The 16,310-nt window shown below is 53.5% G+C and carries 11 protein-coding genes; all 11 read right to left on the bottom strand.

The window, feature by feature from the left end:
• Positions 1–5 precede the first annotated feature (5 nt).
• A complete protein-coding gene (locus tag ACFO9Q_RS09755; protein ID WP_379181251.1) occupies positions 6–1,538 on the bottom strand; it encodes a DUF4127 family protein in 1,533 nt (510 codons plus the stop codon).
• Between the two features lie 3 nt (positions 1,539–1,541).
• Positions 1,542–4,307: a glycoside hydrolase family 38 C-terminal domain-containing protein gene (locus tag ACFO9Q_RS09750; protein ID WP_379181249.1), complete on the bottom strand. Its 2,766-nt coding sequence runs from the start codon at positions 4,305–4,307 to the stop codon at positions 1,542–1,544.
• On the bottom strand, positions 4,304–5,194 hold the full coding sequence (locus tag ACFO9Q_RS09745; protein ID WP_379181247.1) for a carbohydrate ABC transporter permease: 891 nt from the start codon (positions 5,192–5,194) through the stop codon (positions 4,304–4,306). The genes ACFO9Q_RS09750 and ACFO9Q_RS09745 overlap by 4 nt, the downstream gene beginning before the upstream one ends.
• Before the next feature lie 14 nt (positions 5,195–5,208).
• The gene (locus ACFO9Q_RS09740; protein ID WP_379181245.1) at positions 5,209–6,081 is read right to left on the bottom strand and encodes a carbohydrate ABC transporter permease; all 873 of its coding nucleotides are present in this window, start codon (positions 6,079–6,081) and stop codon (positions 5,209–5,211) included.
• Positions 6,071–6,991, bottom strand: coding sequence for an ROK family protein (locus ACFO9Q_RS09735; protein WP_379181243.1), 921 nt, complete (start codon positions 6,989–6,991; stop codon positions 6,071–6,073). The genes ACFO9Q_RS09740 and ACFO9Q_RS09735 overlap by 11 nt, the downstream gene beginning before the upstream one ends.
• 19 nt (positions 6,992–7,010) lie before the next feature.
• Positions 7,011–7,856 carry a MurR/RpiR family transcriptional regulator gene (locus ACFO9Q_RS09730; RefSeq protein ID WP_379181241.1) on the bottom strand — a complete coding sequence of 282 codons (846 nt, stop codon included), beginning with the start codon at positions 7,854–7,856 and terminating at the stop codon, positions 7,011–7,013.
• Positions 7,813–8,547 (bottom strand): N-acetylmannosamine-6-phosphate 2-epimerase, encoded by a 735-nt coding sequence (locus ACFO9Q_RS09725; RefSeq protein ID WP_379181239.1) that lies wholly within the window; start codon positions 8,545–8,547, stop codon positions 7,813–7,815. The genes ACFO9Q_RS09730 and ACFO9Q_RS09725 overlap by 44 nt, the downstream gene beginning before the upstream one ends.
• A 98-nt stretch (positions 8,548–8,645) precedes the next feature.
• On the bottom strand, positions 8,646–9,965 hold the full coding sequence (locus tag ACFO9Q_RS09720; protein ID WP_379181236.1) for an ABC transporter substrate-binding protein: 1,320 nt from the start codon (positions 9,963–9,965) through the stop codon (positions 8,646–8,648).
• A gap of 937 nt (positions 9,966–10,902) precedes the next feature.
• The gene (locus tag ACFO9Q_RS09715) at positions 10,903–13,623 is read right to left on the bottom strand and encodes a glycosyl hydrolase family 28-related protein (protein WP_379181234.1); all 2,721 of its coding nucleotides are present in this window, start codon (positions 13,621–13,623) and stop codon (positions 10,903–10,905) included.
• Between the two features lie 101 nt (positions 13,624–13,724).
• Positions 13,725–15,293 carry an extracellular solute-binding protein gene (locus tag ACFO9Q_RS09710; RefSeq protein WP_379181232.1) on the bottom strand — a complete coding sequence of 523 codons (1,569 nt, stop codon included), beginning with the start codon at positions 15,291–15,293 and terminating at the stop codon, positions 13,725–13,727.
• Between the two features lie 109 nt (positions 15,294–15,402).
• A complete protein-coding gene (locus ACFO9Q_RS09705) occupies positions 15,403–16,293 on the bottom strand; it encodes a carbohydrate ABC transporter permease (protein WP_379181230.1) in 891 nt (296 codons plus the stop codon).
• Positions 16,294–16,310 lie beyond the last annotated feature (17 nt).

Here is a 16,310-nt window from a genome sequence, read left to right as displayed (position 1 = left end):
TATCCTCATTTCACTAGAGTTAGCGATGTTCGAAGTCCAATCTCGAAGGTGCGGTTCCACGGGAGGAAGATCTGCTCGAATTCGCAATGCGCATCAGGTGCATAATCATTCATGAAGCGCTTCGCCTCGGGTTCAAAAGCATCCTGAACGACTCGAAGCAGCTCCTCAGCGGAAGCTTCTCCCTCCACCCCAAGCGCTCGAACCTGCTGCCTAACCTGAGACTGGTACACATAATCCTCAAGCAGCCGCAGAACCAGCTGCTCCTGCAGTCTCCTGCGCACTTCCTGCTCTTCTACAGATGGCTTGATGCTCTGCAGGTATACCATCGCAGCTTGAGCGACGACCGTGCCGAGCGTATTGCCGGCTGTGTTCCAAGCGGCGAAGCCGGACAGCTGCTTCACAGGGATTACCTTCAGCAACCTTGGCACAAGCTTCTCATCCGCTCCATTCGCATAGGCGACATCGGCGATGGCTACCTTGTAACCCAGGCCGATATACCGCTTAATTCGGTTCAGCCACTCTCCAATGTTCCGATCAGCCGTGTTCACTTCGCCAAGATACTTCTGCAGGGCAAGATCTCCCTGACGCTTGCCGGGCACGTTCAGCGCCAGCACCAGATCTGCTTCGGCTGCAGTCTCGACTGTACAGCCGCCTAGAGCGAAGATCTGTCCCTTCGCGGATTCCGCGAGCGGACGGTCCTCGTACATCGCAGGAACGAGCGCCCCCTTCTCTCCGCTGTACAGCGGGTAGAACGTCGGGAACGGCACGCCTTCCAGCCCGATAATCATGCGGGAGACAAGCGTCCCCGCTACCTCGTCCGCTCCTGGATAGATCAGCACCTGCTCATATAGTCCGCGCTTGCTTACCTCATCCTCCAGCAGTTGCTGCTCGCGGATGTTCAAGCCGTACTCGGCTGTGTCATCCTGCGGGAAGACGAGCAGCTCCAGACTGCCATCCTCCACATAAGCGAGCAGCTCCTGATTAATCAGGTAGTTCCGTTCTCTCGTTGCCAGATAGTCAGCGAGAATCGCTTCCGGAATGAGGGCGAGCAGCCGCTCAACCTGCTGCTGGGACTGCACATCGCCTGTCCGTTCATAATGGTGCGTATAGTAGGAATAGCTCCACAGCTCTTCTCCGTAGGAGGACCAGTATTCCTTCTCTTCTTCATTCACATAGTTATTGGAGATTCTCATCGTCGAGCTGAAGGCCATGATCGACTTAGCCGGATAGAGACGCTTCAGTTCTCTAATGATAGCAAGCCGTGCAGAGACAGCCTCAAGCGAATCGGTGTTGACTCTGGAAGGGACCAGCCCTCCGTAGAGCAGCATGTCGATGGAGAGCACAAGGCCCTCCGCCTTCTCCGCTTCGCTCTTCAGCCAGGCATGCAGCCACTCCACATCGCCCGGACTTTTCAAGAATCCAAGCTTGCGCTCCTCCGGCACCTGTACCGACCAGCCACCAATATGAGCGATCTGGCAAGGAAGCTCGCGTGTCACTGGACGGGCATCTACAGGCAGCAGTAATATCGTATGATTCATCGGTCAGCCCCTCCCTTCCGCGTGCTTCGTTATGATATACGTCTGAATCTGGCCAGCTTCCAGGACGATAGCAGGCTCCAATCGTAGATCGGCGCCACCATCCGGACGGCCATCCAGCCCGCATCTCTCAATCCTTGCATATCGCTCCCCATTCACCCAAGCGAAGCTCATCTGCCCCTCACTCGGATTCCACAAGCGCAGCTCCAGCCTTCCTTGTGAAGCTCGGATGGCGCTCCACTGCACATTCGGATTCGTAATCTCGACCAGCTGCTGATTCGCTCCGCGGCCGGTATAGATACGAGGCGGCAGCCGGAATTGGCGAGCCTCTGTCAAGTGCGCTGCCAGCGTCTTCTCCTTGTTAGCAGGGGCAATCGCGAAGTCAATGTCGTACTCTCCTACACATTGGGCATCCGGTGTCTCCATATTCGGACCCGCACCTCCGCCGCGTGTACGGAGATCATCGCGCGACAGCCAGCCTACGCTTCTGAGCAGCGTAAGCTCCAGCACATCCTCCGTGACTTCCTCAATAGTGCTGGAAGTGACTTGATATTCCTGCAGACCGCGCTGGTAGATGACCAGACCCGCTCCATCCTTCTCCGCTGCAATCATGGAATGCGAAGGCTCCACGACAACCGGCACTTCCTTCTGCTTCTCCGCATCGAACTGTTCCACTCGCTGAACGGGACGCTTCACCAGCTCGAAGGCGCTGTCGCTGTACGTATGCTCCAGCTCGCGGCCGAGCGGCATACGCAGTCGAAGACGCTGATCCTTCGCCTTATTGTCCACCTTCATCCGGACATCGAGCGTGGAGCTGCCATCCCACATTGTTAAGCTAATCTCCACCGTGGATACGACCTTCTCCTCAGCAGCGCGAGAACGGCACGGGCTAACACCAGCAGGCTGGTTCAGCTCGAGCGTATACTCCAGCCTCTGCATGCCTCCTGCCTTCGTCACCTGCGGAGCTCCCGCGAGCTTGCCGTAAGTCATTACGTCATGAACAGGTGGTGAATAGTTGTATTCATCCCCTGCATCCAGCGAGCTGTATACAGCTGCCAGTCCGGTATAGGTTACTGCTGCTGCCAAGTCATGCAGTGTTAGCGTTCCGTCACCCTGCAGCTCGACTCGAAGCTGACCATGGCCGATTGACCAGGCGTCGCTCTCTGTCACGATACGCTGCGGCTGCGCTTGTACCAGCGACTGCAATCCGGAATACGTCCGCAGCTGAGAGTCATCTTGAGTCTGCGGCTTCGAGCTGGCCTCTGCCAGCAGCTCAGTCTGCACCTCGACCTCAAGCTCCGACTTCCCTCCTGCCGCCGCCAGCTTGAAGCTCTGCAGCGACACGCCAGGAAGCTTCGCTTCGAAGGCGATATCGTAATAGACTCCGTCCTTGAACTCCGGGAACGCATCGAGCGGCGACTCGAACTTACGCCCTTCGCGAATAGACACGACCGTCACCGGAAGCTGATTACCGCTCGCGTCCTCCAGCAGGAATCCAGCACGGTAAGGATGATCCTTCGCCAGCCAGATCGTTCCCTCTACCCGTCCTTCATAGCGATACGGATGCGGGTTGAACACCGTGAACTCGCTGTCGTCATCGAACGGATGACGACATCCTAAGCCTGACATCGAGGCATCTGCGATGCCCAGATCATGCAGCGCACCCTTCTGCAGCGCTTCGAGCTGCTGGCCCAGCTTCGCTGTCCGCACTTCCATCTCGCGATGAACCTCATCGATGCTGCAGCCGCAGATGCTGTCATGTGGATGATTATGCAGCAGCGACTTCCAAGCCTGCTGCATATACTTCGCAGGGTACTTGCCCTTATCCGCATAGACGAGCGCCCAGAGCGGCTCGGTATAGCCGGTCAGCTCATCCTCCATGCGGCCATTCTGTTCCTTCAGGTAGTTCCGTGCGCTCAGCACATTCGGCAGCACATAGATATGACGGTTGTCCCGCATCTCTCCGGCATACACATGAAGCTCATCCATACGAAGCTCACGGCGCAGCCTGTCCAGATATTCCTCATAAGAGGACTGGACGAATGTAACACCGACAGACTCTTCGAGCTGCAGCAGTCTCGCCTTCAGATCCACATGAGCCGGCATGAGATGATCGCCGCCATTGGTCAGCAGCAGCTGCGACGTTGTCGCATAGCCCTTCACCTTGTCGATGTAGCCTGCCATTCCCTTCTCATACTCGGGCTGATCGACGATCGGCTGATAATACCCTTCCGGCAGGAAGACGGTCAGAACCTCAGAGCCGTCCGGTGATTGCCACCGAAGCTCTGACGTCTCTGTCTTCAGTCCTCTCCACAGGATGGCATTATCGATGCCGAAGCCGCGCAGCAGCTGAGGCATCTGTCCGACATGCCCGAACGTGTCGGGCAGATAACCTACCTGCTGCGGCTCCGTCCCCATCGCCTTCGTGAGCTGGATGCCCAGCTCCAGATTGCGCAGCAGCGATTCGCCGCTCACGAGGAATTCATCGGCGAGTACATACCACGGGCCGATAATAATTTTCCCGCTTCTAATGTAGCCCAGCACCCGTTCAGCCAGCCCCTCTTCCGCCACCTCGAGAAGATCCTCGAGCGCAGCGACCTGGCCGTCCAATACGAACTGCTCAATCGTTCCGTCTTCCAGTCCGCTGACGACACGCTCCATCACCTGCAGCAGACGATAGCGGAATTGCTCCAGCGTGAGGTACCACTCCCGGTCCCAATGCGTCTGCAGCACGACGGAGCATGTCAACTTCTGTCCAGCTTCCTCCATCATCCCTTAATCGCTCCATTCGTTGCTCCAGAGATGAAGTAACGCTGAAGCAGGATGAAGAGGACGACAATCGGCAGGATGGAGATAATCGAGCCTGCTGCAATCATCCGCCAGTCGGATGAGAAGCTGCCTGCAAGTGCGTTAACGCCAAGCGGCAGCGTGTACATCGACGTATCGCTTGCCAGGATAAGCGGCCACAGGAAGTCGCCCCAGGCCATCATGAACGTGAAGATGGCGAGTGTGACTATGGATGGGCGAACGAGCGGCATTAAGATTTTCCACCAGACCTGCAGGGAGGTTGCTCCATCCATATAGGCGGATTCATCCAGCGCATAAGGAATGGATAGATAAGCTTGTCGCATGAGGAAGATACCGAAGGCCGTCGCCGCATGCGGAAGAACTAGTCCCAGGTGGGTGTTCTGAAGCCCCATATCCAGCGCCAGCAGGTAGATTGGAATCATGAGCAGCTGGAACGGAATCATCATGGTACTCAGAATCAGGATGAAAATAACCTGCTTCCCGCGGAATGCCATACGGGCAAGCGGGAACGCGGCCAAGGAGCAGAACAGCAGATTGCTCGCGACCGTGAGGACGGATACAACGGTACTGTTCCACAGATATCTCCAGAACGGGAAGGCGTCCATCACCTTGCCGAAGTTGGCAAGCGTCGGATCCTGCGGCAGCAGCTTAGGTGGATACGCGAATATATTCTCGCCGCCGGACTTCATCGCGGTGGACAAGAGCCACAGGAATGGCCCGACCATCGTTAGCGCCACTAGCAGCAGGAGGATATAGGCAGCCGTGTAGCGTATCGTTTTTACGATGTTTTTCCGACGGAGGATACGTGGCTTGTTAGAGTTGTATGTTGCGTTATGCTGTGTTGAATTCATGGTGCGCCTCCTTCTTACATCATGCTGCTCTCGCGCTTATTCATCACTCGGATATTAATAATGGACAGGACAAGTGTGATGAGGAACAAGACAACTCCAGCCGCGCTTGCCAGACCCATGTTCAGATTGTCGAATGCTTCCTCATAGATATAGAATACGATGGTCTTCGTGCTGTTAAGCGGTCCGCCAGCCGTCATGACGTAGATCTCCTCGAACACCTTCATTGCGGAGATGGACGACATGATCGATACGAGGACAATGGACGGATAGAGCATAGGAATCGTAATGTGGAAGATCTGCTTCCACTTGCTCGCCCCATCCACCGTAGCGGCCTCATACAGATCAGCTGGAATGGACTGCAGGCCGGCCAAGTAGATGACCATGTAATAGCCTAGACCCTTCCATACCGTAACCGCCATGACCGCGTAGATCGCTGTCGAGGTGGACGTCAGCCAGTGCACGGGACCATTGATGATATTAAGCTCCTGAAGCATGTAGTTCAGAATCCCTTGATCCGCGTACACCCACTTCCAGATAATCCCTACTACGACCATGGAAGTAACAACCGGAATATAGTAGGCGGAACGGAAGATGCCAATTCCCTTCAACGGCTGATTCACTAGAATCGCCATGAAGATGGGCAGGAACACCAGGGAAGGCACGACAACAATCAGGTACAGGAACGTATTGACTAAGGTCTTCCAGAAGTAATCGGAACCGAATAGCTCCTTGTAATTAGCTGCTCCTACGAAGTTCTCCTCGGTCACCATGTTGTAGTCGGTCAGACTGAGGTAGATGGCATTAAGCATCGGGTAGAAAATAAACGCTCCCAATATGATGCAAGCCGGGATTAGGAATAGATATGGGGTATATCGTCTAGTTAGCATGCTGTTGCTCCCCCCTTCTCGTAAGTTCATTGAATATAAGCCGTGCAGCGCCGATGCTGCCCGCTTGATTGCCAAGCTGAGCTGCGCCTACCCCCACAGGAATTCGATAATGCTCTAACCGCTCGAGCAGCTGCTGCCACCAGAGATGCTTGGAATGAATAACGCCTCCGCCGATTAGGACAAGCTCCGGATTAACCGAGACGGCAACCTGATGAATGGCTAGAGCCAGCCAGTCGACATACTGCGTGACGACCTCCCTCGCCTTAGCATCTCCACCGCTAGCCGCTTCGAACACTTCTTGGCCATGGGTGTAGGGCTCTCCCGTACGTTCTCTTGCGTCTCTCACAAGCGCTGTGCCGGAGAGGTATTGCTCGATGCAGCCGTGCAAGCCGCAATTGCATGGCCTGCCTCCCGCTGCAAGCAGCAGATGTCCCCACTCTCCGCCTTGATAATAATGGCCGCGCTGCAGCTGACCTTGAATCATATTCGCTCCGCCGACGCCCGTGCCGAGCGTGAGCATGCACAGATCATCCACCCTCTTCTCAAGGCCTAGCCAATGCTCGCCGAGAAGGGCGGTGTTCGCATCATTGTCTACGCTGACGGGCAGCTTATACCTGCTCTCCAGCAGCTGCTGAAGCTGCAGCCCATGCCAGCCTGGAAGATTGTCGGTGGCGTAGATGACTTGCCCCGTGGACGTATTCACTCTGCCCGCGGTGCCGACACCTATGCCCTCGACCTTCGTTGTTCCCACCAGCAAGCGGTCAATGACGTGATAGAGCGCTCCCAGAATGGCTTCTCTCCCTAATTCTGCTTGGGTCAGCTCCTCGGTACGGGAATAGGCGGTGCCGTCTGCATCCATGAATATTCCCTTAATCCGAGTGCCCCCTATATCTATGCCTATCGCTTTCACCTGAAGTCACCACGTTTGCTTAGTAGATTTTATTAAGAACAGATCTGGCTGTCTTCTCCTTCATCGTGACGGAATGCTCTTGATCCTTAAGGGCTACACCTGTGCAGATCATGTCAATGAGGAGCAGTTGAGAGATCTTGGCTCCCAGCGATCCGCCCTCGAGCGGAGCTTCCATCCCGCCGGTCAGCAGCACATAATCCGCGAGCTTCGCCAGAGGCGATCTAGCGTAGTTCGTAATGGCAATGACGGTTGCGCCATTGCTCTTCGCTGTCTGGCAGCAGTCAATGGTATCCTTCGTACTGCCAGATACGCTAATGCCAATCGCGATATCATGCTCGGTTAACGTGGCTGCATTCATCGCCTGGAAGTGCGTATCGCCGCCTGACTCTACTCTCCGGCCAATGCGCAGGAATCTGGCCTTCGCTTCCAGGGCGGATACTCCGGACGAACCGGCTCCGAAGAAGTGAATGCTCTTCCCTTCAGAGAATCTGTGAATGACTTCATGCAGCGTCTCCGTATCGAGCAAGGAGCGGCTCTTCTCAATCACTTGCAAGCTGTTCGCATAGATCTGCTCTACGAATCCGCTCTGTCTGCTCCTCGCGGGATCCTCCGATGGCCTCGAAGCTTCCTTCGCCAGCGCCAGCTTGAACTCCTGATAACTCTTGAAGCCGATAGTGCGGCAGAATCGAAGAACGGTCGTATCTCCTACTTCCGCCGTATCAGCTAGATCGGTAACGGAGAAGTAGATGACCTCTTCGGTACGCTGCAGGACAACTCCCGCAACCTTCTGCTCAGACTTCGTTAGCGTAGGGTAATGACTCTCAATAGCTGCTACTACACTTGAACTCAGTATCCGACTTGACATCACGCTCAGCTCCCAGATTCGTAATGGCATCTACATAATTAGAGGTAATAATCTGCGGTCTTGTAATCGCTGATCCTACGACTACAGCATAGCAGCCCAGCTCCATCGCTCTGCGTGCTTCTCCTGGAGCGAAGATCTTGCCCTCTGCTACGACAGGAATGCCGCACTGTGCAACCGCCTGCTGCATCAGCTCGAAGTCTGGTCCCTTCTCTTGTCTGGAGTGAGGGGTATATCCGGATAGTGTCGTAGAGATAACATCCACACCCAGCTCCGCTGCATACAAGGCTTCCTCTATTGTAGATATATCTGCCATTATACAGGTGCCCTTCTCCTGCATGTAAGCTATTAATTGCTCTAAGGTCTCTCCGCCGGGACGGGCTCTGCGAGTAGCATCCAGTGCTATCATATCCGCACCAGCCTCCAGCAGCTCGTCAAGCTCTCTCTTCGTAGGGGTGATGTACACCTCACTGTCATCGTAATCTCTCTTGATGAGCCCGATGACGGGAAGGCCGGTCTCCTGCTTGATGGCACGAATATCAGCTGCGCCGTTGGCGCGAATGGCCTTCGCCCCGCCTTCCTTCGCCGCTCTAGCCATGAGCGCCATGTTCGCTGCACCGTGCAGCGGTTCATGCTCAAGCGCCTGGCAGGATACGACTAGCTCGCCTTTTATAAGGTTCAGTATTGGATTCATATTGGTTCTCTCCTATGTGTCTAGCACTTCTGTAATGAACGAGGAGAGGAGGAAGATGACTTCTCTTCTCTCTCCCCTCCTCTAGTTAGTGGAATGAATTATTTAGCCAGCTCTGCATCTACACGTGCCGCAGCTTGCTTCACGGCATCTTCAGCGGACTTCTTGCCAAGCATCGCAGCTTGAAGCTCTTCTACAATGGCCTTCTTAATCTCGTCATAGTTCTTCATTGGCGGTACCAGTACTTCGCTGTCCTTCAGTTGTGCAGCAGATACGATACGTGCACGGTCAATCGGAGTCGGGCTCTCAGGCAGCGTGTTGAAGTACGGATCCTCCAGCGCAGTCTCGATGGAAGGAAGGATCGGTACGATCTTGTCGAAGGTAACCTGGTTCTCCGCATTCGTCATATACACCGAGAACTTCACAGCCGCTTCTTGATGCTTGCTCTGCTTCGGCACGACAAGGTTCATCGCAGCTACGTTCTTCTTGCCCGTCTTGCCGGCAACGGAAGGAGCGGACTTCGTCGCCTTCAGCACGTCTGGCGCATTCTCTTGGACCTTGTTCAGGAATTGCGGGCCGGATGCCAGGATAGCCAGGCTTCCTGCTTGATACATGTCGATTGCCTTGCTGTGGCCTTCAGTCACCACTTCACGCGGAATCAGGTCTTGCTTATACAGATCGGTGTAATATTGGAAGAAGGCTACTGCTTCCGGCGTGTTGAACGCGGATTTCTTCATGTCTGCGTCAGTCAGCTGAATGCCGTCGGATACCATGCCTTCCAGCACCTTGCTGCCGTCCATGTTCGGGAACCAAGCGTACTTGCCTGTTTTCTCCTTAATGGTCTTGGCCACTTGTGCCAGCTCTTCATAGGTCGCAGGAGCTTTCTCCGGATCTAGACCAGCCGCCTTGAAAATATCCGTATTATACATCGTAATCTCAGATGACAGGTACCAAGGGATACCGAATGTCTTGCCGTTGAAGGTGTTGGACTTCCATACGCCTTCGAAGTAAGTATCGATGGTTGCCTTGTCGACCATCTCATCCATGTTCACCAGTGCATCCAGCTCAGCCAGCTTGGAGGCGAACTGCGGATTCAGGTTGGCTACGTCTGGAGCAGTCTTGGAAGCGACGGAAGCCAGAATTTTCTTCTCCATATCGCCCCATGGGATGTCTACCCATTTTACTTTGATGTCTGCGTTTTCTTTTTCGAAGTTGGAGATTACGTTCTTAATATAATCATCGAATGTTGGTGATAGCTGCATCGTCCAGAACTCGATAGTTACGGGATCCTTCGGCGCATCGGTTGCAGCGGCATTGTTGTTTGCATCTGACTTCGTGTTCGAGTTTGCTCCACCGCATGCTGCCGTTACGATCATGGCAACCATCAGTACAAGAGCGAGCATCATTTTGTTTCTTGTCATGACTTCAATCTCCCCTTCTTCACTTGAAAAATGATGATACTGTGTAACCGTTCACAAGACTGATTGTAGCATGGTCTTTACCCTAAGTAAATATATCCTCCAAAATATTTTAATAAAGCGGATATTTCCTCCAAAATGAAAAGGGTACGGCGTTCGTGTTGATATCTCCTCCACCATTCACCTCCATTCCAGCTCTATCTATCTGCGTTCTACTGCATTTAACTGCATCCAACTCCATCCATGTCCATCCGCCTTCATTCATCTCTGCCCATCTCACATACCTCCACTATCTCTACCCATCTCTATACACCTCTATACCTCCAATCGCCTTCATCCATCTCTCTACCACCAACCACCCTCCATACCTCTTTCTACCTCCATCCGTCTCCACCACGAACCACTCACCGTACCTCTCTCTACCTCCATCCGTCTCCCCCCATTGCTGCAACGCCACATTCTGGAGCTATTGCACCCAACCAGCCTCCTCCAGCTGCTGCAACGCCACATTCTGGCGCTACTGCCTCCAACTTGCCTCCTCCAACTGCTGCAACGCCACATTCTGGCGCTATTGCACCAAACTTCCCTCCTCCACACGCTGCAACGCCACATTCTGGCGCTATTGCACCAAACTTCCCTCCTCCACACGCTGCAACGCCACATTCTGGCGCTATTGCACCCAACCAGCCTCCTCCACACGCTGCAACGCCAGATTTTGGCGCTATTGCGCCCAACTAGCCTCCTCCCGGCGCTGCAACGCCACATTCTTGCGCTATTGCATCAAACTCGCCTCCTCCACACACTGCAACAAAAAGAGGAACCGCCAACTACAGCGATTCCTCGGTTCCTAACCCCCTCTGGGCCCCATCCCTCGCTTCCTTCCTCGTACTTATCTCCCTCCCCTCACCACCTCACTCCGCTGCCCCAACAATCTGTCGCTCTAATTCAACACCATCTCATTGTAGATGGTGGCGTTCCCCGATAGCGTGCTGCCGTTGTATCTCATCACATTCATCGCCTGCACATTGCCGCTGTCCACCTTCACACTGTACCCGCTGCTGCTCAGATTGTCCGCGCCTAGGTTATACGACTTGACGTTGCCCGACACGACATGCAGTCCGAGATATGCACCGTAGGCGAAGTTGTTCAGCAGCGTCTCATTGGACGCTCCAACAACTACGATGAGCCGCTCTTGCTGCCTCGTATAAGGATTAATAACCTTCGTGAACACATCCGCTTCATTCACCCATCCTGCTATAGGGAAGCCTACTCGGCAGACCGCATTGCCATTGGTCAATACGCCTCTTACCATCCCGCTGCTGCTTGGCCCGACTATAATCCCATGGTTGATAATCGTCCCAACCACACTCTCGATGTAATGATTATCCGTGTTCGGCGACTCTTCAAAATCTACCGCATTGTAGGCATTGACCAGCCCGACATTGACCACCGACAGGTTCGCCCCCTTGCCCCGAATGGCGAATGGATACGGCACAATCCCGCTCTGCGGATTGTTCTCCGGATAGAACACTCGGAAGCCTCTGGCCCCTGCACCGCTTCCGTTCAATGTAACGAACGCAGCAGCAGTATCGGATGATGCGGAGTTCCGGCCATGATACGTCATGAATACCGTACCGCCGCTCCTCCCGGTCTGATCCCGGTTAGGGACGGATGATGCTCCGCGCAGCTCAACATTCGCTGGAACGGATAACGTACCGTTCAAGCGGTACCAGCCTGCAGGAGCATACACGACTCCTCCCCCGGCATTGCCCGCATCGTTCAATGCTTGCTGAATGACTCCAGTCGCATCAGCAGCAGGCATGACCGAGCCGACTGACGACACGGAAGGAGCCAGGTAGGGAGCCTTGCTCACGTCATACAGGACAGCGCGAGTCACCTTCACAGGCGAACCTCCCGGAGCCGCAGCAGGACTCGTTCCAGGTGAAGCCACGATGACACTTCCGCTCGTTCCTCCCTGCAGCGTCGAATCCGTTACCTTCACATAACCTCCTGTATTATTCTGAACAGCTGCCACACTCCCCGTCAGCTCGCTGCGAAGGAAGGACATCCCCCAGCGGTTGTCGATACTGTCTACCTTCACGGCAATGTCAGTGCTCGTAATACTCGCCCACATGAATTGCCCAGCGAACTGAATTCTCTGCCCGCTCACAATATGAATGCCAATCTGATAGTTCGAGCACGAGATACCGATGAATTGATCCCACTCCAGATCACCTAGCGTGAAGCCGACACCATTCGCTCGAGTCCAGCTGTTCAATGTGCTTAAGGCAGGCGCTTGATAGGCACTTCCTGCGTTAGCCCAGTACGAATTGGACAGCTGGATCTGGCTCCAGGTCCCCACGTCTGCACCGTTGTACGCAACTACTCCTCTATACAGAACCGTTCCCTTCACATTCTTAACCGTGGATGATTCATGGACTTGCCCGTTCGTAGCCCCGGCTCCCTGATCGTTAGCCATCGTGCTGATGCCGATTCCGCGATAGGAATTAAGCATCGTCACATTCATAATGGTAGCCATCATATAGTTCTCATCTCCAACCCAGGCACGGCCAGGAACCTCGAAGGTGTAATTATAGGGAACAGGATTCGCTGCAGACTGATTAGGGTAATATGTCGTCAGTCCGACCACTCCTGCGCTGCCCCCGACACGGAACAAGGAAGGTCCATTGTCACCGCTCGCCAGCTCTGCACGAATGACCGTGCCATAGCTTCCGCTGCCCGAATCTGGATCCCGATAGTCTCCTCGCAGGGTTACGAATGCCTTCACATTAATGGTGCCCGTTACCTTATAGGTTCCCGCAGGCATCCACACCGTGCCGCCCCCTTCATTGTAAGCGGTGTCAATTGTATTCTGAATAGCTAAGGTTGAATCTGCCGCCCCTGTTGAATCTGCCCCGAAGGAAGTCACATTGTAATCAGACATGACGATATCCTCCGTCGCATAGACCGTACTTACAATCTTAGAATCTCTCTGGACGGGACTAACCGTACCCTCGGTAATGGCAATATCATCTATGAATCCCCGGTACAAGCCGGTGCTGCCAGCTTGATCATAAGCGACCAAGATGCGATCAATCGTCTTACCCGCCATACCTGGCACAGAGCCGAAGGAGGTGCGAACCTCGTTCCAGGCATTCACATTCAGCTGGCCGCCCTGGGCCGCTGGGTGGAGCGGATTACCATGCTGATCTCTAGCGCCTGAATCACGTAGTGTACTGCCATCGGTGAAAATAAAATCAAGAGCAACAAACTTTCCATTCGCTTGAGCAGGATAAATCCAATAGCTCAGTTGACTGCTGCTGCTGACTGGAATATGCACATCGTACATTTTATTATAGGAATAGGACTGGCTTGCGCTTAGGTCGTTGCCTGAGTACATGAGGGCCGAAGTCCCGCTATGATAGATTTCACCTGCTCTAGGAGAGCTCTCCATGGATGTTAACCCACAGCAGTATCCCCCTACATTCTGGCTCCAGTCAACGGTGTCATTCCAGGTCAACGGAGTGTCAGCGCTTTCAAACCCGCTGTCGAACGTTCCCCCCGCAGCTCTAGCCTTGCTGGAATCCGGACCCGCAGGCCATAGTATAGAGCCTAATATTGCAAGTAACAACAGCCATATCCTTACTTTTTTCATCATCATTTCATCCTCTCTCTATTCTTATGATAAAGAGCACACAGGCCTGATGTTCTGACCCGTGTGCTCCCTCCACCATGCTGTATTCCTACATCGTTTCTACTTTCTTACTTGGAAGCTTCCAAAAATGCGTTCAGCTGTTTTTGCGCTTCAGCAGCGACTTTGTCGATACCTGCTTTTTTGCGCTTCTCAATATACTTATTAATCTCTTCGTCAACATTCTTCACAGCGCCTACTTCAAGCGAACGGCCGAACTCATCATAGACTTGGTCAACGCCGGCCGCTTCCGTCTTAATGGCATCCTCTGTGATGAACAAGCCGTCTAGAGGTGAATTCACATTCTGAGACTCGCTTGCGAATTCTGCTTCACGAACCCAGAATCCTTCGGAATACGTGGAGTTCGGACGCATGAACTGCGGCTTCCATAGAGCCCACTGACCGCCCCACTCCATGTAGTTGCTAGTTGAAGTATCCATGCCTTGCGGATAGTTCGCTGTCTTGCCATCGAGCACATAGTTCTTGCCTTCGATACCATATTGAACGAGATCATACAGCTTCGCATCCGTCTCAAGCATATCTAGGAAGCGAAGGACACGGTCCGCATGCTTCGAGTTTTTGTTAATGGCGAATACGTTAGCAAGTGCTGTACGGTTCGCGTATTTTTTGTCCGGATACAGCATAGAAGTCTCGTTCTTCCAAGTCGCATCTGCGAATGGCTGGTTCGCATTCGCCCATTCATGGCTCGTATTAGCCAGCAGAATCTTGCCGTTCATATACAGTGAGCCTGGATCTTGCTTGTCTACGAGTACATCCTTGTTAATAATGCCGCTGTCGAACCACTTCTTGGCGAAGGTGACCGCATCACGGTAAGTCTGCGTCTGCTCAATCGGTGTAACCTTGTAAGTGGAATCCTGCAAGGATACATGGAGACCATGGGAGCGCAGATCGTACAGCTCGTCACGAAGCGTGAAGAAGCTCAGCAGTACCGTATTGTTCGCCGGGAATCCAATCTTCGTATCTGGATAGGCCTGCTTCAGCTTCTGAGCGAAGGCATCCAGCTCTTCCACAGTCTTAATGGAATCCTTCGCTTGCGTCAGACCAGCCTTCTCCGTCAGATCAGAGCGCCAGCGTACGAATGGACGTGCATTCATCTTCATCGACCATGGCAGAGCAACGATATTGCCGCCTACTGTAGCCGCTTTCAACGTTCCTTGCTCTTGAAGTACCTTGTACAGGTTCGGAGCATGCTCAGGTAGCAGGTCATTCAGAGGCATATAGGCACCCTTAGCAGCCATCTGCTGGTAAGCTAGCCAGTCGCCGTCGAAGTTGGCATCCCAATCATCGCCTGATGCAGACATCACAATCATCTTCTGCTTGTAATCGCCGAATGGAATGGTGCTAATCTCGAACTTGACGTTGAGGCCCTTCTCCTTGACATACTTGCTAACCTCAGACCATACTTCGTCTGTAGCAGACTTCTTATCTCCACCGAAGTAGAACTTCAAGGTTACTTCTTCCTCTTCCGTCTTGCCTTCGCCCTCTGAAGCTCCTTCAGTACCGGCACCGCCATTGTTATTCTCTTGCTTCGAACCGCTATTATTGCCTCCGCTGCAAGCTGACAATAAGACACAGACTAGCAGACATAGCGTCAACAGCTTGAATACCTTGTTATTCATCCTGTTACTCCCCCTATATTCTTGTAGTGTATACTAAACGGTTCTGATGAGACTAGCGCCATCAATTGACAGTCCTCTCATCAGACCGATTCAGCCTAAGCTGGCTTCATTAACCCTTCACCGCTCCAACCATCAAGCCCTTCACGAAGTAGCGCTGCAGGAATGGATAGAGCAGCACGATTGGGCCTATCGTAATGATGGTCGTCGCCATCTTGACTCCTTCTGAAGGAATCTGTGCGGATAGCTGCTGCATCTGCGCTGCGTTGCCTGACGTTCGGAGGAAGTCGACATTGGATACGATCGTCCTCAGGATGAGCTGCAGCGGCTGCAGATCTGTATTATCAATGAACATCAAGCCCAGGAACCAATCATTCCAGTAGTTCAGCCCGACGAACAGGCCTACCGTTGCTAGTACCGGCTGTGCCAGCGGCGTAATAATCTGGAACAACAGGCGGAACTCGCTTGCTCCGTCTACCTTAGCGGATTCGAACAGCTCCTCCGGAATGGCCATTAAGAAGTTGCGGATGAGGAACAAGTAGAAGCCTTGGGCCAGAGCTGGCAAGATTAACGCCCACATGGAATCCTTCAGGTGCAGAATATTCACACAGACGATGTACCAGGGTACTAATCCCCCGTTGAACATTAAGGTCAGCAGCGCGTAGATGGACAGCGCCTTGCGATAACGCAGCGTCTTCCTGGCCATTGCGTAGCCTCCCAGGAAGTTCACGAGCAGGGAGAGCAGCGTTCCAACTACGGTCACGATAATGCTCATCTTGTATGCGGTGAATATCTTGGCTGAACCAAGGAAGAGCAGCTCATACGACAAGAAGGTCGGATTCCTCGGCCATAGCTCGTATCCATACTTGTAGATATCCGACTCTGTGCTAAGCGATCCGCTCACAACCATGATGAAGGGAAGCAGGCAGAACAAGGAGAATAGTCCCGCGACCAACAAGATAATAATCTGAGACAGCGGGAACTTCTTGCTGTAAGTAGGCATATGAATCCAACTCCCTG

Source organism: Paenibacillus sp. GCM10023252 (genome assembly GCF_042653305.1).
In the GTDB taxonomy this organism is placed as follows: Bacteria; Bacillota; Bacilli; order Paenibacillales; family Paenibacillaceae; genus Pristimantibacillus.
Note: the sequence above shows the minus strand (reverse complement) of the source record. Positions and strands in the feature narration are given on the sequence as shown.